This is a genomic window from Streptomyces sp. NRRL B-1347 (assembly GCF_000720325.1).
Taxonomy (GTDB): Bacteria; Actinomycetota; Actinomycetes; order Streptomycetales; family Streptomycetaceae; genus Streptomyces.
Map to the genome: position 1 here is coordinate 1 of NZ_JOJM01000045.1, position 23,150 is coordinate 23,150.

The 23,150-nt window shown below is 72.5% G+C and carries 20 protein-coding genes and 1 tRNA gene; 8 read left to right on the forward strand and 13 right to left on the reverse strand.

Annotated elements, in window-relative coordinates; translation table 11 throughout:
* Positions 1-175: 175 nt before the first annotated feature.
* The 4 genes from IG74_RS0130285 to pdhA form a co-directional block, all read right to left on the reverse strand.
* The gene (locus tag IG74_RS0130285; RefSeq protein ID WP_078869137.1) at positions 176-1,243 is read right to left on the reverse strand and encodes a DUF6457 domain-containing protein; all 1,068 of its coding nucleotides are present in this window, start codon (positions 1,241-1,243) and stop codon (positions 176-178) included.
* A 242-nt stretch (positions 1,244-1,485) separates the two neighbouring features.
* A complete protein-coding gene (locus tag IG74_RS0130290) occupies positions 1,486-2,961 on the reverse strand; it encodes a dihydrolipoamide acetyltransferase family protein (RefSeq protein ID WP_030683896.1) in 1,476 nt (491 codons plus the stop codon).
* Entirely contained in the window at positions 2,961-3,965 is a 1,005-nt protein-coding gene (locus tag IG74_RS0130295) for an alpha-ketoacid dehydrogenase subunit beta (RefSeq protein ID WP_030683898.1), read from the reverse strand. Before IG74_RS0130295 ends, IG74_RS0130290 begins: the two co-directional genes overlap by 1 nt.
* Positions 3,962-5,104 carry a pyruvate dehydrogenase (acetyl-transferring) E1 component subunit alpha gene (pdhA, locus tag IG74_RS0130300; protein ID WP_030683901.1) on the reverse strand — a complete coding sequence of 381 codons (1,143 nt, stop codon included), beginning with the start codon at positions 5,102-5,104 and terminating at the stop codon, positions 3,962-3,964. Before pdhA ends, IG74_RS0130295 begins: the two co-directional genes overlap by 4 nt.
* 201 nt (positions 5,105-5,305) lie before the next feature.
* Between pdhA and IG74_RS0130305 the strand changes: the two genes are divergently transcribed.
* Entirely contained in the window at positions 5,306-5,806 is a 501-nt protein-coding gene (locus IG74_RS0130305) for an Lrp/AsnC family transcriptional regulator (RefSeq protein WP_372503394.1), read from the forward strand.
* A 65-nt stretch (positions 5,807-5,871) separates the two neighbouring features.
* On the opposite strand, the gene IG74_RS0130310 is transcribed toward IG74_RS0130305, so the two are convergent.
* Both IG74_RS0130310 and IG74_RS0130315 read right to left on the reverse strand, forming a co-directional pair.
* A complete protein-coding gene (locus tag IG74_RS0130310; protein WP_030683904.1) occupies positions 5,872-6,465 on the reverse strand; it encodes a TetR/AcrR family transcriptional regulator in 594 nt (197 codons plus the stop codon).
* Entirely contained in the window at positions 6,462-7,976 is a 1,515-nt protein-coding gene (locus IG74_RS0130315; protein ID WP_030683906.1) for a 3-hydroxyacyl-CoA dehydrogenase, read from the reverse strand. The genes IG74_RS0130310 and IG74_RS0130315 overlap by 4 nt, the downstream gene beginning before the upstream one ends.
* Before the next feature lie 195 nt (positions 7,977-8,171).
* On the opposite strand from IG74_RS0130315, the gene paaN reads away from it, so the two are divergent.
* Complete coding sequence (paaN, locus tag IG74_RS0130320) at positions 8,172-9,863, forward strand: phenylacetic acid degradation protein PaaN (protein WP_030683908.1); 1,692 nt, start codon at positions 8,172-8,174, stop codon at positions 9,861-9,863.
* A gap of 87 nt (positions 9,864-9,950) precedes the next feature.
* On the opposite strand, the gene IG74_RS0130325 is transcribed toward paaN, so the two are convergent.
* From IG74_RS0130325 to IG74_RS0130335, 3 genes are read right to left on the reverse strand one after another with little or no spacing between them, the layout of a single operon-like run.
* Positions 9,951-10,754, reverse strand: coding sequence for a TrmH family RNA methyltransferase (locus IG74_RS0130325; RefSeq protein WP_037826274.1), 804 nt, complete (start codon positions 10,752-10,754; stop codon positions 9,951-9,953).
* Positions 10,751-12,070 carry an HTTM domain-containing protein gene (locus IG74_RS0130330; RefSeq protein ID WP_030683912.1) on the reverse strand — a complete coding sequence of 440 codons (1,320 nt, stop codon included), beginning with the start codon at positions 12,068-12,070 and terminating at the stop codon, positions 10,751-10,753. The genes IG74_RS0130325 and IG74_RS0130330 overlap by 4 nt, the downstream gene beginning before the upstream one ends.
* A gap of 20 nt (positions 12,071-12,090) precedes the next feature.
* Complete coding sequence (locus IG74_RS0130335; RefSeq protein ID WP_078869138.1) at positions 12,091-13,023, reverse strand: DUF5819 family protein; 933 nt, start codon at positions 13,021-13,023, stop codon at positions 12,091-12,093.
* 203 nt (positions 13,024-13,226) lie between these two features.
* Between IG74_RS0130335 and paaA the strand changes: the two genes are divergently transcribed.
* From paaA to IG74_RS0130365, 6 genes are all read left to right on the forward strand, one after another.
* Positions 13,227-14,294 (forward strand): 1,2-phenylacetyl-CoA epoxidase subunit PaaA, encoded by a 1,068-nt coding sequence (gene paaA, locus IG74_RS0130340; protein ID WP_107059060.1) that lies wholly within the window; start codon positions 13,227-13,229, stop codon positions 14,292-14,294.
* The gene (gene paaB / locus IG74_RS0130345) at positions 14,291-14,581 is read left to right on the forward strand and encodes a 1,2-phenylacetyl-CoA epoxidase subunit PaaB (RefSeq protein ID WP_030683918.1); all 291 of its coding nucleotides are present in this window, start codon (positions 14,291-14,293) and stop codon (positions 14,579-14,581) included. Before paaA ends, paaB begins: the two co-directional genes overlap by 4 nt.
* Positions 14,578-15,303 carry a 1,2-phenylacetyl-CoA epoxidase subunit PaaC gene (gene paaC / locus IG74_RS0130350; RefSeq protein WP_030683920.1) on the forward strand — a complete coding sequence of 242 codons (726 nt, stop codon included), beginning with the start codon at positions 14,578-14,580 and terminating at the stop codon, positions 15,301-15,303. Before paaB ends, paaC begins: the two co-directional genes overlap by 4 nt.
* Positions 15,297-15,797, forward strand: a complete 501-nt coding sequence (gene paaD, locus IG74_RS0130355; protein ID WP_030683921.1) for a 1,2-phenylacetyl-CoA epoxidase subunit PaaD — start codon at positions 15,297-15,299, stop codon at positions 15,795-15,797. The genes paaC and paaD overlap by 7 nt, the downstream gene beginning before the upstream one ends.
* Positions 15,797-16,864: a 1,2-phenylacetyl-CoA epoxidase subunit PaaE gene (paaE, locus tag IG74_RS0130360; protein WP_030683922.1), complete on the forward strand. Its 1,068-nt coding sequence runs from the start codon at positions 15,797-15,799 to the stop codon at positions 16,862-16,864. The genes paaD and paaE overlap by 1 nt, the downstream gene beginning before the upstream one ends.
* A 215-nt stretch (positions 16,865-17,079) precedes the next feature.
* Positions 17,080-18,228: an acyl-CoA dehydrogenase family protein gene (locus IG74_RS0130365; RefSeq protein WP_030683923.1), complete on the forward strand. Its 1,149-nt coding sequence runs from the start codon at positions 17,080-17,082 to the stop codon at positions 18,226-18,228.
* Positions 18,229-18,363: 135 nt separating this feature from the next.
* Here the strand turns inward: IG74_RS0130365 and IG74_RS0130370 are convergent, their stop codons facing one another.
* The 4 genes from IG74_RS0130370 to IG74_RS0130385 form a co-directional block, all read right to left on the reverse strand.
* The gene (locus IG74_RS0130370) at positions 18,364-18,693 is read right to left on the reverse strand and encodes a rhodanese-like domain-containing protein (protein ID WP_030683924.1); all 330 of its coding nucleotides are present in this window, start codon (positions 18,691-18,693) and stop codon (positions 18,364-18,366) included.
* Positions 18,694-18,826: 133 nt separating this feature from the next.
* Complete coding sequence (locus IG74_RS0130375; RefSeq protein WP_037826295.1) at positions 18,827-19,669, reverse strand: hypothetical protein; 843 nt, start codon at positions 19,667-19,669, stop codon at positions 18,827-18,829.
* Between the two features lie 109 nt (positions 19,670-19,778).
* Positions 19,779-21,317: a DUF2252 domain-containing protein gene (locus tag IG74_RS0130380; protein WP_199818903.1), complete on the reverse strand. Its 1,539-nt coding sequence runs from the start codon at positions 21,315-21,317 to the stop codon at positions 19,779-19,781.
* 412 nt (positions 21,318-21,729) lie between these two features.
* Positions 21,730-21,816: transfer RNA gene (locus IG74_RS0130385), tRNA-Leu, on the reverse strand.
* Positions 21,817-23,150: the final 1,334 nt, after the last annotated feature.

Sequence of the window (23,150 nt, forward strand, 5' to 3'; positions counted from 1 at the left end):
GGGCGGGGGGCGGCGGGCCCGTCGTCGTGGGGCTTGGGGCCCGCGTCAGCGGATGACGTCGCGGACGGCGTTGCGGACGGTGTCGCGGACGGTGTCGCGTGCGCGGAGGCCGCGCGGTCCTCGTTCGCCAGGGCCAGTGCTTCGTCCAACTCGGCGTCGGTGGAACGGCCCCCGCTCATCGGGCGCCCGGATTCTCGTCGGCCGGGGTTGCTGGGGCAGCTGGGGTGGTCGGGGCGGCTGGGTCGGCCTGCGGGCTGCTGGAAGCTGCGTCCGGCGCCGCGTCGGCGGGGGTGCCGGGCCCGGACGGCGGGGTGCCCGGCGCGGGCGGGGCGCCCGCGGCCCCTTGCTCGGCCTCCCTGGCTCCCCCTGCTCCCTCCGCTTCTTCCGCCCAGCGGGCGGCGAGCGCGGCCGCCTTGCGCGCGGCCTCCGCGACGGCCTGCGGCCCGCCGCTCGCCCCGGCGAGCCCCGCCGCGTACCCGACCAGGAAGGTGGTCAGCGGCGCGGCGGGCCGGGCCACTCCGTGCGCGGCGTCGCGGGCGAGGTCGAGGAGGGCGCCGGTGTCGACGTCGAGGTCGATGCCCAGTTCGTCCTTGACTGCGGAAATCCATTCATCCAAAACCACGTGCCCATGCTCCCTGATCCGCGCGCGAGCGGCGGCGATGTCGTCCCAGGTGTCGCAGTCGAACACGGCCAGCGGCTCGGCGATCCGGGCCAGGTCGAGGCGCTCGGTGAGCAGTCGCAGCGGCAGCCCGGCGAGCCCGGAGCCCGCGCGGGCCCGGTCTCCGGCCGCGAGCCGCGCGAGTTCCCGCCGCAGCGATGCGCCGCGGTAGACGGCGACGAGCGGCTGATCACGGCCTTCGGGGTCGGTGAGAAGGGCGCCGTCCCCCGAGCCCACCGCGGCGACGAGGCCGCGTACCGTCTGCCCGCGCAGGAACGGCAGGTCGGCGGAGAGCACCACGACCAGGTCCGCGGCGGTGCGGCGCAGACCCGCGTCGAGCGCGGCCAGGGGTCCGCCGCCCGCGGGCTCCTCGCGGGCCCACACCACGGGCCGCGCGGTGGGCCGGGGCGCCGCGACGACGACGGTCGTCGTCGCGCCGGAGCAGGCGGCCAGGACGCGGTCGAGCAGCGCTCTGCCGCCCACGCGTACGCCGGGCTTGTCCGCGCCGCCGAGTCGCGCGGCGCGGCCTCCGGCGAGCACGACGGCGTCGAACGCCGCCGCGCCGGGGCCCGTGTTCGAGGTCATCTTCCGAGTATGGGCGCACGAGATGTCAACGCCACCCCTTACGGGTGCCCCTCAGGTCTCGTGTTCCTCACAGGTGCGAGGGCCTGGTGCGTGAGGTGCCGCCCGGCCGGGGCCTTCGCCCTCGGCCGGGCGGCGCGAACACGGTCTCCGGCCGGGCGGACCGGGCGTGGTCCCGGGCCGGGTGGGCCGGGCGCGGTCCCCGGCCGGGCGGGCCGGGCGTGGTCCCGGGCCGGGTGGTCCGGTCACACCTTGCGCAGCAGCACCGCCGGCTGTTCGACGCAGTCCGCCACGAACCGCAGGAAGCCGCCCGCCGTGCCGCCGTCGCACACCCGGTGGTCGAAGGTGAGCGACAGCTGGACGACCTGCCGGACCGCCAACTCCCCCTGGTGGACCCAGGGCTTGGGCACGATCCGGCCGACGCCGAGCATCGCCGCCTCGGGGTGGTTGATGATCGGCGTGGACCCGTCGACGCCGAACACGCCGTAGTTGTTCAACGTGAACGTGGACCCCGTCAGTTCCCCCGGCGTGAGCGTCCCGGCCCGGGCCGACTCCGAGAGCCGTGCGAACTCGGCGCTCAGCGACTCCGTGTCACGCGCGTGCGCGTCCCGTACGACGGGCACGACGAGCCCGCGCTCGGTCTGCGCGGCGAAGCCGAGGTGGACCTCGTCGAGCTGGATGACCTCGCGCGCCTCCATGTCGACCCTGGAGTTGAGCTCCGGGTACCGGGCGAGGGCCGCCGTGCAGATCCGGGCGAGCAGCGCGAGCAGGGACACCTTCGGTCCGCCCGCCGCGTTCATCGCCACGCGCGCGTTCATCAGCTCCGTCGCGTCCGCGTCGACCCAGGTGGTGGCGTCCGGTATCTCCCGGCGGCTGCGGGACAGCTTGTCGGCCACGGCACCGCGCACGCCGCGCAGCGGTACGCGCGTACCGGAGCCGGAGCCCGCGGAGGGCGCGCCCTCCCTCGTGCTGCCGAAGGTGGCGCCGAGGCCCGTCGCCGTGGTGCGCGCGGCGGCAGAGGCCGGGGCGGGTCCCGCGAGCGGCGCGGCCGTGGCCGTCGACGCCCGCATGACGTCCTCCACGTCGGCCCGCAGGATCAGCCCGTCCGGGCCCGAACCCGCCAGCTGCCGCAGGTCCACGCCGTTCTCCCGCGCCAGCCTGCGGACGAGCGGCGAGATCACCGGCACGGGGCCTTCCTCGTACTCGGGGCCCTGCCCCGGGCCGAGGCTCCGGCCGCGCCCCGTCCCGGGCCCGGCGGAAGCCTCCGTGCGGGCCACGGGCGCCTCCGTGCGGGCTGCCGGGGAAGCCGCCGCCACGTCCCGCGCGGGGCGTATCCGCCGCCTCCTGGCGGGCGCCGCTCCCGTGCCGTAGCCGACGAGCACGTTCCCGGACGTCTCGTCCGCCGCGGCGGCGTCGGCCGCCCCGGAGAGGGCGTCGTCCGCGGCTCCGCCCCGCGCCGGCGCGCCGACGGCCGGGCTGCCCACCGCGACCGTCAGCAGGGGTGCCCCCACCGGCAGTTCGGTGCCTTCCTCGCCGAAGCGGGCGGTGACCACGCCCGCGTACGGGCACGGGACCTCGACCATCGCCTTGGCCGTCTCGACCTCGACGACCAGCTGGTCCACTTCGACCACGTCGCCGACCTGCACCAGCCAGCGGGTGATCTCCGCCTCCGTGAGCCCCTCACCGAGGTCGGGCAGCTTGAACTCCAGGACCTGGGCCATCAGTTCTCCGCCTCCCACTGCAACCGCGCCACGGCGTCCAGGATGCGGTCGACGCCCGGCAGGTGGTGCCGCTCCAGCATGGGCGGCGGATAGGGGATGTCGAACCCGGCGACCCGCAGCACCGGCGCCTCCAGGTGGTGGAAGCAGCGCTCGGTGATCCGCGCGGCGATCTCCCCGCCGGGCCCGCCGAAGCTGGTCGCCTCGTGCACCACGACCGCGCGCCCGGTGCGCCGCACGGACGCGGCCACCGTCTCGTCGTCGAACGGCACCAGCGAGCGCAGGTCGACCACTTCGAGGTCCCAGCCCTCCGCGCGCGCCGCCTCCGCGGCCTCCAGACAGACCGGCACGGACGGGCCGTACGTGATCAGCGAGGCGCTGCGTCCGGTGCGCCGCACCACGGCCTTGCCGAGCGGCTCCACCGTCTCCGGAGTGTCCGGATTCCACTCGGCCTTCGACCAGTACAGGCGCTTGGGCTCCAGGAAGACCACGGGGTCGTCGGATGCGATGGAGGCACGCAGCAGGCCGTAGGCGTCGGCGACCGTGGCGGGCGTGACGACGTGGAGCCCCGGCGTCGCCATGTAGTACGCCTCGGAGGAGTCGCTGTGGTGCTCGACGCCGCCGATCCCGCCGCCGTACGGCACCCGGATGGTGATCGGCATCGGCATCGCGCCCTTGGTGCGGTTGCGCATCCGCGCCACGTGCGAGATCAGCTGCTCGAACGCGGGGTAGGCGAACGCGTCGAACTGCATCTCCACGACGGGCCGCAGGCCGTACATCGCCATGCCGACCGCTGTCCCCAGGATGCCCGCCTCGGCCAGCGGCGTGTCCGTGCAGCGGTCGTCGCCGAACTCCTCGGCGAGCCCGTCGGTGACGCGGAAGACGCCGCCGAGCGTGCCCACGTCCTCGCCCATGACGTGCACGGTCGGGTCGTCGGCCAGCGCGTCGCGCAGGGCGCGGCCGAGTGCCTGCCCCATGGTGGCCGGTTTCACGGCGACAGTGGTCATCGGGCTGCTCCGTCCGACTCGTTCTCGGCCTCCAGCTCGGCCCGCAGCTGCGCTGCCTGCTCGCGCAGTTGGGAGGTCTGCTCGGCGTACACGTGGGTGAACAGGTCCATCGGGTCGAGCTCGGGGTCCTGGTTCATCCGTTCCCTCAGGTCCGCCGCCATCGCCTCGGCGTTCTCGCGCACCGCGGCGGCGCGGTCCTCGTCGAGCAGCCCGCGCGCGGTCAGCTCCCGCTCGACGAGCAGGAGCGGGTCGTGGTCGCGCCAGGCCGCGACCTCGTCGTCCTCGCGGTAGCGCGTGGCGTCGTCCGCGTTGGTGTGCGCCTCCATGCGGTACGTCACCGCTTCCACGAGGGTGGGGCCGCCGCCGTCGCGCGCGTGCCGCACTGCCTCGCTGAGCACCTGGTGCACGGCGACCGCGTCGTTGCCGTCCACCAGGCGGCCCGGCATGCCGTAGCCGACGGCCTTGTGCGCCAGGGAGGGGGCGGCCGTCTGCTTGGCGAGCGGCACGGAGATCGCAAAGCCGTTGTTCTGCACGAGGAAGACCACCGGCGCCCGCCACACGGCGGCGAAGTTCAGCGCCTCGTGGAAGTCGCCCTCGCTGGTGCCGCCGTCGCCAACCATGGCGAGCGCGACCACGTCGTCGCCCTGGAGGCGCGCGGCGTGCGCGAGGCCCACGGCGTGCGGCAGCTGGGTGGCGAGAGGCGTGCACAGGGGCGCTATCCGGTGCTCACGCGGGTCGTACCCGGTGTGCCAGTCGCCGCGCAGGAGCGAAAGGGCGCGCACCGGGTCGAGACCGCGCGCGACGGCCGCGAGAGTGTCCCGATAGCTGGGGAAGAGCCAGTCGCGCTCCTCCAGGGCGAGCGCGGCGCCGATCTCGCACGCCTCCTGGCCGGTGCTGGACGGGTACACCGCGAGCCTTCCCTGCTTGGTCAGGGCCGTCGCCTGCGTGTTGTACCGGCGTCCGCGCACCAGTTCGGCGTGCAGGCGCAGCAGAAGCTGCGCGTCGGCCTCGGCCGCGGCCTCGGTGCCGAGCACCCGGTACGGCGCCGCGTCGGGCAGCAGCGGCTCAGGGTCGGTCCTGAGCTGCCATGCGGGGGGCGGGGCGGGTCGATAGGCGCCCCGCTGCTCCATGACCGTCATGACGGCACCTCCTGGGGGGATGCTGAGGGAAGCGGTCTCCTCGTGGGAGCTGCAAAAGAGGCGCGGCGATGTGATGCGCCTCACCTACCGATTGTTCGGTCGTTGGCACATTTTGGCTACAGGCACCTCCAGGCTGTGGACAAACGGTTCTGCACAGCCTGGGATGGACGCATTACGTCCATGGTAAGGAGGCGGGGGGACATGGCAGCTGAACGAATGGCCGACAGGCAGGACGGGGGGCGACCGGAACCACCGCCCCGTCCGCTGGACGCCATCGACCGCGACATCCTGCAGATCCTGCACACGGACGGTCGCGCCTCGATACGTTCCGTGGCGGAGCGCGTCCACGTCTCGCGGGCGAACGCCTACGCGCGCATCAACCGGCTCATCGAGGACGGTGTCATCCGCGGCTTCGGCGCCCGGATCAACCACGAGCGGGCAGGCCAGGGCGCTTCCGCATACATCACCCTGAAGATCGTCCAGAACACCTGGCGCACGGTCCGCGACCAACTGCGCACCCTGCCGGGGGCGTCCCACATCGCCCTGGTCAGCGGCGACTTCGACGTACTGCTCCTGGTGCACACGCCCGACACCCGCGCGCTGCGCGAGCTGGTGCTGACCCGCCTCCAGTCCATCCCCGAAGTGCTGAGCACGCGCACGCTGCTGGTCTTCGAGGAGGACGACCTGGAGACGGAGGGCTGAGGGGGCGCGGACCGTGCGCGCCGGGCGTACGCCGACGGATTCAGCCGTCGGCGTACCGCCGTTTCTCAGCCATCCGTACGCAGTCCAGCGAACGCCAACTGCACCACCGCGTCGGCGATTTCCGCCCCGTCGGCGGCACCACGGCTGTCCGGCCGGTACCACTCCACGATGGAATTGATCATTCCGAAGAGCAGCCTGGTGGCGAGGCGCAGCTCGACGTCCGAGCGCAGGTCGCCCTCCGCCGCCGCTTCCTTGAGGAGCGCCGCGACCTGGTGGTCGAAGTCCCTGCGCCGCTCCATCGCCCATCGCTCGGTGTCGGTGTTGCCGCGCACGCGCAGCAGCAGCGTCACATAGGGCAGCTCGTCCACCAGCACCTCGACGGTGCGGCGCGTGACGTACTCCAGGCGGTCCACCGCCCTGCCCACGCGCGCGTGCTCCTCGGTGAGGACCGCGAAGAGGCCGTCGAGCGCCCGGTTCACCGCGCGCCGCAGCAGCTCCTCCTTGCCCGCGACGTGGTGGTAGATCGACGACTTGGAGATGCCGGCCGCCTTGGAGAGGTGCTCCATGGACGTGCCGTCGTAACCGCGCTCGTTGAAGACCCGCACGGCGACCTCGAGCAGGGTCTGCGGGGTGTAGGTGTCGCGCCTCGCCGTGGTCATCCGTTCTCCTCCTGAGCGGCCGCGAGGCGCAGCCCCGGAGAGGGGGCGTAGCGCCCCGAGGGGTACTCGCTGTGTACGTCGTCGAGGAACTGGGCCACCCAGTAGAGGCCGAGCGCGGCACCCCAGGAGAGCGGTCCGCGCGGGTAGTTGACGCCCAGGCGCATGGCGGTGTCGACGTCGTCCGCGCCGGCCACCTCGCGCGCGACGGCGTCGTGCGCGAAGTCGACGAGCATCGCGACGGTACGGGCCACGATCATGCCCGGGGTGGCGCGGATGACGCTGACCTTCTTGCCGAGCGCCTGGAAGAGGCCCACGGCGTCACTGAGGTCCTGGTCGCTCACGCGCACGTCACGCGCGAGGGCCACCCTGGTGGCGCTCGCGTAGTCGAGGGCCAGATCGAACTCGATCGTGGGCTCCGCCATGGCGTGCACGGACGTGCCGGAGACGAGGGCGAGCCGCGCCCCACCGGGCAGCTCGATCCATCCCGGGTACGGCGCGCCCCCGGCCTCCTCGCGGTCCACGCGGATGCCCGCGGCCTCGATGAGCCCGACCAGCGCGGCGGCCTGGAACAGCTCGCCGTGCAGCGTGACGGACGCCGGCGCGTCGGCGGGCTCCGCGGTGTGCGGCTCCGCGCGCGGGACGTCGTCGCCGTACGCGTACCAGCCCTGCCCCGCCTTGCGTCCCAGGCGGCGCGACTCGACGAGCCGGCGCTGGGCGAGGGACGGCGTGAACTTGGGGTCCTGGAAGAAGGACTCCCACACCGAGCGCGTGACGGCCTCGTTCACGTCTTGGCCGATGAGGTCGGTGAGCTCGAAGGGGCCCATCTTGAAGCCGCCGCACTCGCGCAGCACGGCGTCGATCGTCGCCGGGTCCGCCGCCCGCTCCTCGTACGCGCGCAGCGCCTCGGCGTAGTAGGGGCGCGCGACGCGGTTGACGATGAACCCGGGGGTGTCGGCGCAGCGCACAGGGGTCTTGCCCCAGGCCTTCGCCGTGGCGTACGCGCGCGTGGCGGCCGTCTCGTCGGTCGCGAAGCCGCTGACGACCTCGACGAGGGGCAGCAGCGGCGCCGGGTTGAAGAAGTGCAGGCCCACGAAGCGTCCTGGCCTGTTCAGCGCGCCCGCGATGGCGGTCACGGACAGGGACGAGGTGTTCGTGGCGAGCAGACAGTCCTCGGAGACGACGTCCTCAAGGTCCTGGAACAGCTGCTGTTTGACGTCCAGTTGTTCCAGGACGGCCTCGACCACGAGCCCGCATCCGGCGAGCTCGGCCAGGCCGTCGACCGCCTGGAGGCGCCCGGCTGCGGCGGCACGGGCGTCCGCGTCGAGGCGTCCCTTCTCCACGAGCCGGTCCAGACGGGCGCCGATCGCCTCGGCCGCCTTCTTCGCGAAGCCGGGCGCGGCGTCGTACAGCCGCACCGGATGTCCCGCCACCAGCGCGACCTGGGCTATGCCCTGGCCCATGGTGCCGGTGCCGACGACGGCGACCGGGCTGCTGAGATCGAGTGCTGTCATGCTCGCGATCCTCCCGCACAAGGGTCTTGGCCAGGGGTTCGGGGTGGGCGGGGGAGGTTTTCCACAGCTTTGGCAGACCCTCTTGTCCCGACCGATCGTTCGGTTACTCTAGCTCTGTCCAGCTGTTCCTGCCCACCGCCCCTGCCCAGCTCGCCAGCTCGAAGGAGAGCTGACTCGACGAGGAGTTGGTCCGTCATGGCCGCCGAACTCACCGCGCACCAGCTGATCGCCAAGCACCGGCCCACGCTCGACCAGGCCCTGGAGGCCATCAGCACGCGCGCGTACTGGTCGCCGCACCCCGAGCACCCCAAGGCCTATGGGGAGAACGGCAGCTTGAGCCTGCCGGAAGGCAAGGCCGCCTTCGAGTCCCTCCTGAACGGCCGCTTCGACCTCGACCAGCCCGGCACCGACGACTGGACGGGCTCGGAAGTCTCCCCCTTCGGCCCCGAGTTGGGCATCACGTATCCGCACCCGGACGTGGACACCCTGCTCCCCGCGATGCGCGCGGGCCTGCGCGGCTGGCGCGACGCGGGCGCCGAGGCCCGCGCGGCGGTCTGTCTGGAGATCCTGTCCCGCATCAGCGCCCGCACGCACGAGTTCGCGCACGCGGTCATGCACACCAGCGGCCAGGCCTTCATGATGGCGTTCCAGGCGGGCGGCCCGCACGCCCAGGACCGAGGCCTGGAGGCCGTGGCGTACGCGTACGCCGAGCAGGCCCGCACCCCCGGCACCGCCGAGTGGAACAAGCCTCAGGGCAAGCGCGACCCCCTGGTCCTCACCAAGCGCTTCACCCCGGTCGGCCGCGGCATCGCCCTCCTGATCGGCTGCAACACCTTCCCGACGTGGAACGGCTACCCCGGACTCTTCGCCTCCCTCGCCACGGGCAACGCGGTCCTGGTCAAGCCCCACCCGCGCGCGGTGCTCCCGCTCGCCCTGACCGTGCGGGTCGCCCGCGAGGTCCTCGCCGAGGCGGGCTTCGATCCGAACCTGGTCGCGCTCGCCGCCGAGCGCCCCGACGAGGGCATCGCCAAGACCCTCGCCGTCCGCCCCGAAATCAAGATCATTGACTACACGGGCTCCACGTCCTTCGGCGACTGGCTGGAGACACACGCCCGCCAGGCGCAGGTCTACACGGAGAAGGCCGGTGTGAACACGGTCGTCATCGAGTCGACCGACAACTACAAGGGCATGCTGGCGAACCTCGCCTTCTCCCTTTCGCTGTACAGCGGCCAGATGTGCACGACCCCGCAGAACCTCCTCATCCCGCGCGAGGGCATCTCCACGGACGCGGGCCCCAAGTCGTACGACGAGGTGGTCACGGACCTCGCGGCCTCGGTGAGCGGCCTCCTGGGCGACGACGCCCGGGCGAACGGCATCCTGGGCGCCCTGGTCAACCCGGACGTGAAGGCCCGCCTGGAAGCCGCGCCCGGCATCGGCGAGGTCGCCCTGCCCTCGCGGGAGATCGCCAACCCGGAGTTCCCGGACGCCGTGGTGCGCACCCCGGTGATCGTGAAGCTGGACGGCGCGAAGCCCGACGCCGAGGCGGCTTATCTGAGCGAGTGCTTTGGCCCGGTGTCGTTCGCCGTCGCCGTGGACTCCGCGGCGGACGCGGTGGACCTGCTGCGGCGCACGGTGCGCGACAAGGGCGCCATGACGGTCGGCGCGTACACCACGTCCGATGAGGTGTCCTCGACCATCGAGGAGGCCTGCCTGGACGAGAGCGCCCAGCTGTCGCTGAACCTGACCGGCGGGGTCTATGTGAACCAGACCGCGGCGTTCTCGGACTTCCACGGCTCCGGCGGCAACCCCGCGGCGAACGCCGCGCTGTGCGACAGCGCCTTCGTGGCCAACCGCTTCCGGGTGGTGGAGATCCGCAAGGAGGCGTGAGCGGGCGGGCGGTACCAGCCGCCCCCTCGGCACCAGACGCTCCCTGGCCCCAGCAGCGGGCCGTGACCCGGTCCCGGGAGCGGAGGCTCAGTCCTCCGCTCCCGGCGGCCCGGCCGCCGGCCCGTGGAGCGACGACCAGTGGAACAGCGTCATGCCGACGCTCGTCGCCAGGTTGTAGCTGGACACCTGCGGTCGCATCGGCAGGGACACCAGGTGCTCGGCCCGGGCACGCAGCTCCGGGGAGAGACCGCTGCGCTCCGACCCGAAGGCGAGGACGGCGTCGTCGGGGAGCTTCAGGCCCCGGATGTCCTCGCCCTCGGCGTCGAGCGCGAAGACCGGGCCCACGGGCAGCTCGGCGACGTCCAGGCGTTCCACGGCCGTGGCGAAGTGCAGCCCCGCACCGCCACGGACCACCGTGGGGTGCCAGGGGTCGAGCGTGCCGGTCGTCACCACACCCGTCGCGCCGAAGCCCGCCGCGAGCCGGATCACCGCCCCGGCGTTGCCGAGGTTGCGCGGATCGTCGAGCACGACCACGGGCGCGGTCCGCGGCCTGCGCGCCAGCGCCTCCAGGTTGGCGGCGCGGGACGGACGGACCGCCAGGGCGGCCACGGCCGTGGGGTGCAGCCGGGGCACCAAGGCGCGCAGCGTCGCGTCGTCTGTCTCGGCGAGCAGCGCGTCGAGCGCGTCCTCGACATCCGGCGCGAGATCCGCCGCGAGGGCGAGCGCGGCCGCCTTGTCGCTGGTCAGCGCCACCGGGACGCCCGCGCCGAAGCGCAGCGCGTGCTTCAGCGCATGGAAGCCGTCCAGCAGCACCGACGTCTCGGCGAGCCCCCGCCACACGCGCACCGCGTCCGCCGTGCCCGGTCCGCCGCCCTCATCCGTACCGCTCATGCACCGAAGCCTACGCGCGCGTGCTCGGCGCTCTCCTGCGCGCTCTGACCGCCCTGCGCGGCCGTCTCCGGCTCCGTACGGCCCGAGGCCGGGCGGGAGCCCCAGGGCAGGCGGGACAGCGGCAGACGGGCGGACAGCGCTCCACGCGCGCGTGCCGTCCACGTCCCGAGCCGCCGCAGGAACGACGTCGGCAGGAACACCGCGTCGGCCGCGATCATCGCGAGCGAGAAGAACGGAAGGCCGAGGACCACCGCGATGACGGCGTGCTCGCAGATCATCAATGTCAACAGCACGTTCTTCACGCGCCGGTTGAGCAGCGTGAACGGAAAGGCGACCTGCACAAGCACCGTCCCGTAGGTGATGATCATGATCATCACGCCGTGCGAGGACAGCAGGTCGGACAGCGCGGGCCAGGGCGAGAAGTAGTCCAGGTTCAGCGGGTAGTAGACGGCCGTCCCGTCCTGCCAGCGGCTCCCCTGGATCTTGTACCAGCCCGCCGTCGCGTAGATCAGACACGCCTCGACCATGATCACGAGCAGGGCCGCGTTGTGCGCGAGGTTGGCCACGACGTCGAGCAGCAGCCGCTGCGCACCGCCCGGGGCGTGCCGTCCGGCGGCCCACCACAGACCCTGGGACGCCCACAGCCCCCAGAAGAGCACCAGCCAGAACCAGCCGAGCTCGTCCATGCCCGTCACGAGGGCCAGCGCGATCCCGAGCACCGCCCACAGCACGGGACCCACCCGGTCCACGCGCCGCACACCGTCAGTACGGTCCGCGTCGTCCGCACGGTTCACGCCGTCCGCACGGTTCACGCCGTCCGCATACGTCATGTCGTCCGCACGCGCGCGTGTCTGCCGTTGCGCGTCCAGGGACCACACCTGGCCGCAGCGCGTGAACACCAGGTAGATCGCCATCAGGTGGATGACGTTGTCGCCGCCGTCTCCCATGAAGATGCTGCGGTTCTGCAGCGACAGGACGCCGATCATGAACAGCACGGACATGGTCCGCGTACGCCACCCCACGAGGAACAGCGCGCTCGTGAGCACGGCGAAGCTGTAGACGAACTCGAACCAGAGCTGCGCGTCGGACCACATGAGCACCGTGAACGCGTCGTTCTCGGAGATCAGCTGCCGCGCCATGTCCCAGCCCCATGGGCTGTCGGGCCCGTACAGCTCGTTGCGGTGCGGCAGTTCGCGCAGCAGGAACAGCAGCCATGTCGCCGCGAAGCCGATGCGGACCACCGCGGTCTGGTACGGGCCGAGGGCCTGCGCGGTGACGCGCTGGAGCCCGCGCGCGAGCGCGTCGAGACGCGTCACTGGGCGCTTCTTCGGGCTGCTCACCGGGTACCGCTCCCCTCGGCGGCGACGTCCCGCCGCGCACGCGTGTCGTCGGCGAGCGGCAGGTCGTCCGGGGTCACCGACCACCACGGCAGCACCCGGAGCACCGGTTTGGCGTTGACCTTCTCGTCACTCCACTTCGGCGGCCGCACGACCGTCGTCCGCGACCGGACCTGTACCTGGTCGATCGACTCACCGCGCGCGAGCGACTCGTGCCGGTCGATGCGCAGCAGCACGATGCGGCGGACGTAGCGCTCGGAGATCTCACCGCGCAGACCGGTGGGACGATTCTGCGTGTCGTGCGTGGAGAGGAAGAAGTCCCAGGCCCGGCGCAGTTGGTTCTGCTGGGTGTGGCTCGGCAGGAGGTTGTGGTCGATGGCCGCGCCGTCCTGCGCCGACAGGTCGTACCAGTCGGTGACCCGACGCCCGCCGTCCGCGGTGCGCAGCTGCGCGCGAGCCTGCACCGCGACGTTCTGCTGCAGCGGATTGGGCGCGAACAGCTTCCAGTTCTGCTCGAACTCCGGGTACACCCAGTCGTAGATCTTCTTGCCGTGCTCCTTGCTCACGGTGTTCGCCGGGGCGACGTGCAGGAACATCATCCCGAGGTGCACGCAGACGGTGACGGCGACCAACGCGAGCGCGAGGGCGGCGGCGAGCTGGTAGCCGCGGGGGAGACCGGCGATGCCGGTGGGCAGGTCGGGCAGAGGGCCACCGCCGGGCTCGTGCGCCTCACCCTTCGTGGGTAGCTCATCTGTCTCAGACGCCCCATGGCCCTCGTGCACCTCTTGTGCCACAGAGGTCTGCTCAGTCCCACGCGACACTGAAGGCACGACGGCCTCATTCGGCACAGAAGGGCTGTCGGCCCCGTCCGGCGCAGAGGACCCGTCAGGCCCGACAGGCCCGTCCCGCGGGCCCTTGTCGTAGGCGTCCATTCCGTCCCGTTTCCCGTTCCCGCACCGAACCCTGCCGCCGGAACGGTACTCAGGCCTGCCCGCCAGGCACAGCGCCCCGGAGGTTATCCACAGGGTTGACACCTTATGGCGAGGCGCCGCACCATTGAATTCCGGCGGACCGAACGATCGGTCGGGAGACCGTCGGAAGACGCAGAGACTGCCCGAGGTCGAGGGGGACCGAGATGGCGACAGCGCACAAGGCGCCCGGCGTGGCGAAGGACAGGGCTGCGCCCGGCGCGGCGGCCGGCGCCGCGGGCACCGCCGTGGTCCCGGACATCAGCGAGCTGAAGGCTGTCTTCGACGCGGCCGTGGCGGCCGACGAGCGCATCGAGCCGCGCGACTGGATGCCCGACGCCTATCGAGCGACGCTCGTGCGCCAGATCGCGCAGCACGCCCACTCCGAGATCATCGGCATGCAGCCGGAGGCGAACTGGATCACGCGCGCCCCGTCGCTGCGCCGCAAGGCGATCCTGATGGCCAAGGTCCAGGACGAGGCGGGCCACGGCCTGTATCTGTACAGCGCGGCGGAGACGCTCGGCGTCAGCCGCGACGAACTGCTCGACAAGCTGCACTCGGGCCGCCAGAAGTACTCATCGATCTTCAACTACCCGACGTTGACGTGGGCGGACGTGGGCGCCATCGGCTGGCTCGTCGACGGCGCCGCGATCACCAACCAAGTCCCCCTCTGCCGCTGCTCGTACGGCCCGTACGCACGCGCGATGGTCCGCGTCTGCAAGGAGGAGTCCTTCCACCAGCGCCAGGGGTACGAACTGCTGCTCGCCCTGAGCCGCGGCACCCCCGAGCAGCACGCCATGGCCCAGGACGCCGTGGACCGCTGGTGGTGGCCCTCCCTGATGATGTTCGGCCCCCCGGACGCCGAGTCGTCGCACTCCGAGCAGTCCATGACCTGGAAGATCAAGCGCCACTCGAACGACGAGCTGCGCCAGCGCTTCGTGGACATCTGCGTCCCCCAGGCCGAGTCCCTCGGCCTCACCCTGCCCGACCCCGACCTCCGGTGGAACGAGGAGCGGGGACAGCACGACTTCGGCCCCATCGACTGGACCGAGTTCTGGTCGGTCCTCAAGGGCAACGGCCCGTGCAATGAGCAGCGCCTCACCCAGCGCAAGCAGGCCCACGAGGAAGGCGCCTGGGTGCGCGACGCGGCGGCAGCTTATGCCGCCAAGCACAGCGACCACGACAAGGACCGCCGCCCCGCGGCGCCCGGCACCCCCGCGGAGGCGACCGCATGAGCAGCTCGACCGAATGGCCCCTGTGGGAAGTGTTCGTGCGCTCGCGCCGCGGCCTCGCGCACACGCACGCGGGCAGCCTGCACGCCCCGGACGCCGAGATGGCCCTGCGCAACGCCCGTGATCTGTACACCCGCAGAAGCGAAGGCGTCTCCCTCTGGGTCGTGCCGTCCGCCGCGATCACGGCGTCGTCCCCGGACGAGAAGGACTCCTTCTTCGAACCGGCAGCGGACAAGCCGTACCGCCACCCGACCTTCTACGACATCCCGGAAGGAGTGAAGCACCTGTGACCGCGACCCCCCGCACCGCCGACATCGCCGCCCTCGCCCTCGGCGACGACGCGCTGGTGCTCTCGCACCGCCTGGGAGAGTGGGCGGGCCACGCCCCCGTCCTCGAAGAAGAAGTCGCCCTGGCGAACATCGCCCTGGACCTCCTCGGCCAGGCCCGCATCCTGCTGTCCCTCGCGGGCGACGAGGACGAGCTGGCGTTCCTCCGCGAGGAGCGCGCCTTCCGCAACGTCCAGCTGGTCGAGCAGCCGAACGGCGACTTCGCCCACACCATCGCCCGCCAGCTCTACTTCTCCGTCCACCAGAACCTGCTGTACACCCAACTCGCCACCACGGACAGCGAGCTGGCCCCTCTGGCCGCGAAGGCCGCCAAGGAAGTCGCCTACCACCAGGACCACGCCGAGCAGTGGACGCTCCGGCTCGGCGACGGCACGGCGGAGAGCCACCAGCGGATGCAGCACGGCCTGGACGCCCTGTGGCGGTACACAGGAGAGCTGTTCCAGCCGGTGCCCGGCCTGGACATCGACTGGCAGGCGTCGCGCGAGCAGTGGACCGCCACCGTCACCGCGGTCATCGAGAAAGCCACGCTCACCGTCCCGGAAGGCCCGCAGAGCGGGGCCTGGACGGCGGGCGCAGGACGCGAGGGCCTGCACACCGAGTCGTTCGGCCGGATGCTCGCCGAAATGCAGCACCTGCACCGCAGCCACCCGGGGGCGTCATGGTGACGACCGCGCCCACCGCCCTCGAGGAGCAGCTGCTCGCCCTGGCGGGCTCGGTGCCCGACCCCGAGCTGCCCGTCCTGACCCTCGCCGAGCTCGGCGTGGTCCGCACCGTCCACGTCAGCGGCCCCGGCCGGGTCGAGGTCGAGCTGACGCCGACGTACACCGGCTGCCCCGCGATCGAGGCCATGTCCGCCGACATAGAACAGATCCTCCACGAGCACGGCGTGGCCGAGGTCCAGGTGCGCACGGTCCTCTCCCCGGCCTGGTCCACGGACGACATCAGCGCCGAAGGCCGCCGCAAGCTCGCCGAGTTCGGCATCGCCCCGCCCCGCCCGCACGCCGCCGACGGCCCCGTACCGCTCACCCTCGCCGTCCGCTGCCCCCACTGCGGCTCCACCGACACCGAGCTGCTCAGCCGCTTCTCGTCCACGGCCTGCAAGGCCCTGCGCCGCTGCGTCAGCTGCCGCGAACCCTTCGACCACTTCAAGGAGTTGTGATGGCGCGCTTCCACCAGCTGCGCGTAGCGGCCGTCGAGCAGCTCACCGACGACTCCGTGGCCCTGACCTTCGCCGTCCCCCCGGACCTGCGCGAGGACTACCGCTACACCCCGGGACAGCACCTGGCCCTCCGCCGCGTCGTCGACGGCGTGGAGATCCGGCGCACCTACTCGATCTGCTCCGCGGCTCCCGCTCCCCGAGCCACCGGGGAGCCGAGCACGTTGCGGGTCGGCGTCCGCGTGGTGGACGGCGGCGCCTTCTCGACGTACGCGCACAAGGAAATAGCCGTGGGCGACGAGCTGGAGGTGATGACCCCGGCGGGCCGCTTCACCCTGGACCCCGCCCCCGGCCGGTACGCGGCAGTGGTCGGCGGCAGCGGCATCACCCCGGTGCTCTCCATCGTCACCACGCTCCTGGAGCGCGAGCCGCACGCCACGTTCTGCCTGATCCGCAGCGACCGCACCGCGGCGTCCACGATGTTCCTGGAGGAGGTCGCCGACCTCAAGGACCGCTGGCCGGACCGGTTCCAGCTGGTGATGGTGCTCTCCCGCGAGGAGCAGCAGGCCGGGCTCACCTCCGGGCGGCTCGACGAGGAGCGGCTCGCGTCCCTGCTGCCCGCGCTGCTCACGGTGCCGGAGGTCGACGGCTGGTTCCTCTGCGGCCCCTACGGCCTGGTGCAGGGCGCGGAGCGGACCCTGCGGTCCCTCGGCGTGGACCGACGCCGTATCCACGAGGAGATATTCCACGTCGACGACGCCCCCACGACGACCGCGACCGTCCCGGTGCCCGAGCACAGCACGGTCACCGTGACTCTCGACGGCCGCTCCGGCACCTGGCCGGTGCAGGCGGGGGAGACGCTCCTCGACACGGTGCTGCGCAACCGCGCGGACGCGCCGTTCGCCTGCAAGGGCGGCGTGTGCGGCACCTGCCGGGCCTTCAAGGTCTCCGGCGACGTCCGGATGGACCGGAACTTCGCGCTGGAGCCCGAGGAGACCGAGGCCGGGTACGTCCTGGCCTGCCAGTCCCACCCGACGACGGACAAGGTGGAGCTGGACTTCGACCGCTGAGGGCGAGCGTCACCAGCGGGAAGCGGTCCGGTCCGCACGTCCGTCACCGCTGACAACCTGGACCCGCCGCGCCGGCGTGCCGGTGCGCCTGGGTGCCCACCACAGGGACGGCAGCTGTTCCCATCCACTAGAACCTGTTCTATCTTGACGACCCGTCAGACACGGCGACGGGGCGAACGGACACGACCAGGCCGGAGCGCGCGGGAGGACGAACAGTGGACTTCACCTTCACCGAGGAACAGCAGGCGGCGCTCGAAGCGGCCCAGGCGCTCTTCGCCGACGTCGCACCGGACGGCGTGCCCAGCCCCTCCCTGACCGCCGGTGCCGTCGCCGACGACTTCGACCGCGCCCTGTGGGCCAAGCTCGCCGACGCGGACCTGCTCAGCCTGCTCCTCGCTCCGGAGTACGGCGGCTCGGGCCTCGACGCCATCGCGCTCTGCCTGGTCCTGCGCGAAGCGGCGAAGGTGCTCGCCCGCGTCCCGCTCCTGGAGTCCAGCGCGGCCGCGTACGCCGTGCAGACCCACGGCGGCGAGGAGTTGAAGCAGCGGCTCCTCACCCGGGCCGCCCGCGGCGAGATCGTCCTGACCGTCGCCGCGCACGGCCGCAGCGGTCACGACGGCGCCGCACTCGCCGTCACGGCACGGCCCGACGGCACCGACTGGCTCCTCGACGGCACCCAGACCGCCGTGACCTGGGCGCACAACGCCGACTTCACCCTCGTACCGGCCACCGCCCCGGAAGGCCGTACCGTCCTCGCCGTCGTCCCCCGCGCCGCCCAGGGCCTCGGCCTCGCCGAGCAGACCTCCACCACCGGCGAACGCCTCGGCGAACTACGCCTGGACTCCGTGCGCGTCCCCCACGCCGACCTCATCACCCCCGACGGGGCCTGGGACTTCCTGCGCGACCTGCTCACCACCGGCACCTGCGCGCTCGCGCTCGGCCTCGGCACCAGGGTGCTGCGCATGACCAGCGAATACACCGGCAAACGCGAGCAGTTCGGCCACCCCATCGCCACCTTCCAGGCCGTCGCCGTGCAGGCCGCCGACCGCTACATCGACCTGCGCGCGATGGAAGCGACCCTCTGGCAGGCCGCCTGGCGCCTCAGCACACCGGACGGCACGGCCCCGGGCGAAGGGCTGCTGCCGGTCGCCGCCGACATAGCCGTGGCCAAGACCTGGGCCGCGGACGGCGTGCGCCGCGTCGTCCAGACCGCACAACACCTGCACGGCGGCTTCGGCGCCGACACCGACTACCCCCTGCACCGCTACCACGCCTGGGCCAAGCACCTGGAGCTCTCCCTCGGCCCGGCGGCAGCCCACGAGGAAGCACTGGGCGACGTACTCGCCGCGCACGCACTCGGCTGAGACGGCACGCGGGACAACACCCGAGGTGCCCGACCAGCGCACAGGGCAGCGCGGGATGCCACCGAGACACCACGGCCCGCCGGTGCGCGGCGAGCGGCGCGCGGTGCTCAGTACGGTCGTCGCAGAAGCGACGCCCTAGATCACCGTGCCCGGCTGACCCTTGCCATCGACGACGAGCTTGCCGGAGGCCTCCCAGACCTGCATGCCACCGTCCACGTTGACCGCGTCGATGCCCTGCTGGGCGAGGTACATCGTGACCTGCGCCGATCGGCCCCCGGACCGGCAGATCACATGCACCTTGCCGTCCTGCGGCGCCGCCTCGGTCAACTCCCCGAAACGGGCCACGAAATCACTCATCGGAATGTGCAGCGCGTCCGCCGCGTGGCCAGCCTGCCACTCGTCGTCCTCGCGGACGTCGAGCAGAAAGTCGCCGTCCGAGAGATCAGCGACCGTGACCGTGGGCACACCAGAACCGAATTCCATGCGTCCGACGCTACCCGACCCCCACGCCACGGCTCCGCCCGACCGCCCAAAGCCGACGGGACGCTGGGGCACCCGGCCGCCGCTCACGCGGGACGCTGGGGCACCCGTCCGCCGCTCACGCCGCGGTGAGCCGCTCCAGCTCCGCCTCGCGCTCGGCGACCTGCGCGAGCAGCTGCTCGGCGATCTCCTCCAGCAGCCGGTCGGGGTCGTCCGGCGCCAGCTTCAGCATCGAGCCGATCGCGCTCTCCTCCAGCTCCCGCGCGACCACGGCAAGGAGCTCCTTGCGCTGCGCGAGCCACTCGAGCCGGACGTACAGCTCCTCGCTGGGGCTGGGCCGCCGCTCCTCCGGCACCGGCCCCGCGTCCCACTCCTCGAGGAGCTCCCGCAGCAACGCCTCGTCGCCGCGGCCGTACGCCGCGTTCACCCGGGCGATGAACTCGTCGCGCCGCTCCCGCTCGCCCTCGTCCTGCGCGAGATCGGGGTGCGCCTTGCGCGCCAGCTCCCGGTAGAGCTTGCGGGCCTCGTCGCTCGGCCGCACCCGCTGCGGCGGCCGCACCGACTGCTCGGTGAGCATCGCGGCGGCCTCGGGCGGCAGCCCGTCGCCGTCCATCCAGCCGTGGAACAGCTCGTCGACCCCCGGCATCGGCAGCACCCGCGCCCGCGCCTCATCGGCCTTGCGCCGGTCCTCCGGATCACCGGACCGCTCCGCCACCGCCTCGGCGATCTGCGCGTCCAGCTCGTCGAGGCGGGCGTAGACGGGGCCGAGCTTCTGGTGATGCAGCCGGGAGAAGTTCTCCACCTCCACCCGGAACGTCTCCACCGCGATCTCGTACTCGATCAACGCCTGCTCGGCCGCCAGCACAGCCCTCTCGAGCCGCTCCTCAGGCCGCGCGCCACCCGCAGGCGGCGCTCCCTCGGGCGACTCGTCCTGCGCATGCTCGGCTTCCGGGGTCGTCACCAGGCCAGCGTAGGCCACGCGCCGGGCGGCCTCGCGCGCAGAACCCACATCTCACCCGCTGCCGAGCCCGGCCCTCCGGGCAGACCCCGGCGCTCCCCCTCGGGTCCGCTCAGACTCCCTCCTCGGCGGGCACTCGCCCCTCGCGCACGGCGGCGGCGAGCAGCGCGTGGTCCGCCTCCGTGCGGTCGGCGTAGGCGGTCGCGAAGTCGGCTATGGCCTCGTCCAGTTCGTCGCTCTTGCCGCAGTACCCGGCGATGAGCCGGGGGTCCGCGCTGTGGGCGTGGGCGCGGGCCAGCAGGGCGCCGGTCATCCGGCCGTAGTCGTCCAGCTGGTCGGGGGCGAGGGCGGCTGGGTCGACGCTGCCCTTGCGGTTCCTGAACTGCCGCACCTGGTAAGGGCGTCCGGCGATGGTGGTCCAGCCGAGCAGGAAGTCGCTGACGACCTGCATCCGCTTCTGGCCCAGCACCACGCGCTGGCCCTCGTGGGCGGCCTCCTGCTCCTTGAAGCCGGCCGTCGGCAGGTGGGGCAGCAGCGCCGAGGGGCACGCTTCCTTGACCTGGAGCACCAGCGGCTCGCCCCGGTGGTCGAGGAGCAGCACCACATAGGAGCGCAGCCCGACGCTCCCCGTGCCGACGACGCGGAACGCCACGTCCTGGATCGAGTACCGCGCGAGCAGGGGCAGCCGGTCCGCCGACAGCGTGGCGCGGTAGTCGCCCAGCGCCAGGGCCACCGCCGCGGCCTCGGCGTCCGGTATGCGGCGCAGGACCGGAGGCGCGTCGACGAAGCGCCGGGGCGTGACGCCGCCGTGGTCGTCCCCGGCGGTGGTGACGGGCTCGGTCGACTTGGCCGCGAAGCGGGCGCTGGTGTTCTGCCGGGCCTTCTGCGAGACGCGGTCGAGGGTGCCGAGCAGGTCGCGTGCGTCGGTGTGGGAGACCAGTTCCTCGTCGGCTATCGCGTTCCACGCGTCGAGGACCGGGAGTTTGGCGAGCAGCCGCATCGTGCGGCGGTACGCGCCGACGGCGTCGTGGGCGGCTTCCTTGCAGGTGTCCTCGGTGGCGCCCGCCTCGCGGCCCGCGAGGACCAGGGAGGTGGCCAGCCGTTTGACGTCCCACTCCCAGGGGCCGTGCACGGTCTCGTCGAAGTCGTTCAGGTCGATGATGAGGCCGCCGCGCGCGTCCCCGTACAGACCGAAGTTGGCCGCGTGGGCGTCGCCGCAGATCTGGGCGCCGATGCCGGTGACGAGGGTGCGCGCGAGGTCGTACGCCATGAGTCCGGCGGCGCCGCGCAGGAAGGCGAAGGGGGTCGCGGCCATCCTGCCGGTGCGGATGGGGGTGAGCTCCGGGATCCGGCCCTTGTTGGTCTCGGCCAGGACTGCGAGCGGGTCGGGGCGGTGGGCGTCCGCGGCGTACTCCGCGTGTGCGGAGCGCGGGACGCGGGTGCGCAGGGCCTTGCCCTCCTGCTTGGGCCTCGGGCGCAGGCCCGCCCCATGCGCGGGAAGGCGCGCGAACCCGTCCACGTGCGGCAGCCACCGGGCGCCCTCCGGCTCCCGCTGCCCCGGCACCCCAGCTCCGGCGCCAGCCCCTTCGCCGGCTGCGCCCTCGGCGCCGCCTAGCGACCCGTCCACGCCACCGCCGAGCGGCTCGCCCATGCCGGATGTGTCCGTTGTCTCAGTCACGGCCATCGCCCCCCGAATTCCGGCGTCCGCGGAGCCACGTCGGCACGTGCGCCCCTGTCCGGGGCGGTGCCGTGGCGCGGCGTCGCGAACATCAACTGGCCTCGACCGTACCGCCGCGAGCGAATCCTCGTCACAGCCTGTGGATAACTTCGGCTCGACGCTCACTCCCGTCACCGCGTGACATACATCACCGCTGGGGAGGGAGGGGCGACCCCGGCACAGAGGGGTTGCCGGGACCAGCGAGGCACCGAACACCGGCCGAAGTGTTCTCCGGCGCAGCCCGAGCCCCAGCGGCTCAGCCGCCGAACACTTCCAGGCACCCCGGTGTGCCTCCGGCACAAGTCCGGGAAAAACAGAAAGACCCCAGATGAACTGGGGTCTTACCTGGTGCGCGAGGGGGGAGTTGAACCCCCACGCCCTTTCGGGCACTGGAACCTGAATCCAGCGCGTCTGCCTATTCCGCCACCCGCGCATGGGTGTTGTCTTTGGGTCTCTCACTGTGTGGTGCGAGCGCCTTCCGACATGCAGAAGATTAGCACGGTGCGGAGGGTGGATTCACATCCGTATGTGCGGGCACCTGCACGGGGACCTTCCGACCGGCCTCGCGGCCCGACAACCCCGGCGACCTGCGACCTCACCGAGGGGCAGCGTCACCGGCCCCCTCAGCGCGCACCACTCCCGCCTCCGCGTCACCCGCACCCCCGCACCACCCCGGGCGCACCCACCACCACAACCGAGCAGCGAGGAACCCCCACCACGCGACAGCCACACGGCAGCCCTCAGCCCGGCCCCGCGGCCCGGTCCCGCATCCCGGCATCGCCCTGAGACGCCCGTCTCCCGACGCAACCGAGCCGCCCGTCAAGTCCTCCTCCAGAGTCGACAGCCGCGTACGGGACACTGTCTTGAGAGCCCCTCTACGATCCCTGGTAAAGAGGAACCCCGGCCCGGTCCGCAAGGGCACCAGATGTCCGGCACGGACATGGGCGGGTACCTGGGAGGGAACTCGGCGGGAACGCCGGGCCCCGACAGGCACCCAGCGGGCCGGTGGCGAGCCCCGACGGGCTCCGGCCGGTCCCGACGGGCTCCGGCCGGGATCCGGAGGGCCGCTCGACGGCATCGAAGGCCATCCCGGACCGGGCGGTCAGGCTGGCCGGGAGGAAACAACCGCGGACGCGCCGCGGTACGGGCTTGTGCGGACTGCGAGCTGCGGACTGCGAGCTGCGGACTGCGAGCCGCGGACGACAGAGGGAGGAAGGAAGGGCAGGAGGCGAGGACGGAGCGAGCAGCGTGTGCGGCAGGCAGTACAGGCAGTACCTGAGTCGACGGACCAGCGCCACAGACCGAGCAGACGGACCCGAACCGAAGAATCCAAAGGACCCGAAGGATCCGAAGGACCCCCAAGGACCCGAGGGACCCCCAGGACCTGAAAGAGCCCGAAGGACCCGAAGGACCCCAGCGCGGAGACCCGAACGGCGACCTGACCGTCGACCGGAACGGCCCCCGAGCAGCGGCCTCCGCGGCGCCCCCGAGGAGCCCCGAGGAGCGCCCAGAGGGCCCCTTCGCCAGGCCGTCCGGAGGACTTCGACGGGCCTGCGGAACGCCCTGGACGAAGGCGCCCCGTGACGGTTCCCGAAGGAGCCCCTGAAGTGTCCCTGAAGATCGACGGCGGATCCCCGCCGAAGGCACGGGCGGCACTCCGGTGGAACCCTGAAGGAACCCGGAGGATCCCGGAAGAGCGGTGCGGGAATGCCTTGTGAGAGGCGACACTCGTGGTCTGGGCAGACAGGGGGAACCAGCTGATTTCCC

What these genes read in the sequence shown, in the direction of transcription:
- IG74_RS0130285 (WP_078869137.1), bottom strand. Translation starts at nt 1,243, where the DNA reads ATGACCTCGAACACGGGCCCCGGCGCGGCGGCGTTCGACGCCGTCGTG.
- IG74_RS0130290 (WP_030683896.1), bottom strand. Translation starts at nt 2,961, where the DNA reads ATGGCCCAGGTCCTGGAGTTCAAGCTGCCCGACCTCGGTGAGGGGCTC.
- IG74_RS0130295 (WP_030683898.1), bottom strand. Translation starts at nt 3,965, where the DNA reads ATGACCACTGTCGCCGTGAAACCGGCCACCATGGGGCAGGCACTCGGC.
- pdhA (WP_030683901.1), bottom strand. Translation starts at nt 5,104, where the DNA reads ATGACGGTCATGGAGCAGCGGGGCGCCTATCGACCCGCCCCGCCCCCC.
- IG74_RS0130305 (WP_372503394.1), top strand. Translation starts at nt 5,306, where the DNA reads ATGGCAGCTGAACGAATGGCCGACAGGCAGGACGGGGGGCGACCGGAA.
- IG74_RS0130310 (WP_030683904.1), bottom strand. Translation starts at nt 6,465, where the DNA reads ATGACCACGGCGAGGCGCGACACCTACACCCCGCAGACCCTGCTCGAG.
- IG74_RS0130315 (WP_030683906.1), bottom strand. Translation starts at nt 7,976, where the DNA reads ATGACAGCACTCGATCTCAGCAGCCCGGTCGCCGTCGTCGGCACCGGC.
- paaN (WP_030683908.1), top strand. Translation starts at nt 8,172, where the DNA reads ATGGCCGCCGAACTCACCGCGCACCAGCTGATCGCCAAGCACCGGCCC.
- IG74_RS0130325 (WP_037826274.1), bottom strand. Translation starts at nt 10,754, where the DNA reads ATGAGCGGTACGGATGAGGGCGGCGGACCGGGCACGGCGGACGCGGTG.
- IG74_RS0130335 (WP_078869138.1), bottom strand. Translation starts at nt 13,023, where the DNA reads ATGGACGCCTACGACAAGGGCCCGCGGGACGGGCCTGTCGGGCCTGAC.
- paaA (WP_107059060.1), top strand. Translation starts at nt 13,227, where the DNA reads ATGGCGACAGCGCACAAGGCGCCCGGCGTGGCGAAGGACAGGGCTGCG.
- paaB (WP_030683918.1), top strand. Translation starts at nt 14,291, where the DNA reads ATGAGCAGCTCGACCGAATGGCCCCTGTGGGAAGTGTTCGTGCGCTCG.
- paaD (WP_030683921.1), top strand. Translation starts at nt 15,297, where the DNA reads ATGGTGACGACCGCGCCCACCGCCCTCGAGGAGCAGCTGCTCGCCCTG.
- paaE (WP_030683922.1), top strand. Translation starts at nt 15,797, where the DNA reads ATGGCGCGCTTCCACCAGCTGCGCGTAGCGGCCGTCGAGCAGCTCACC.
- IG74_RS0130380 (WP_199818903.1), bottom strand. Translation starts at nt 21,317, where the DNA reads ATGGGCGAGCCGCTCGGCGGTGGCGTGGACGGGTCGCTAGGCGGCGCC.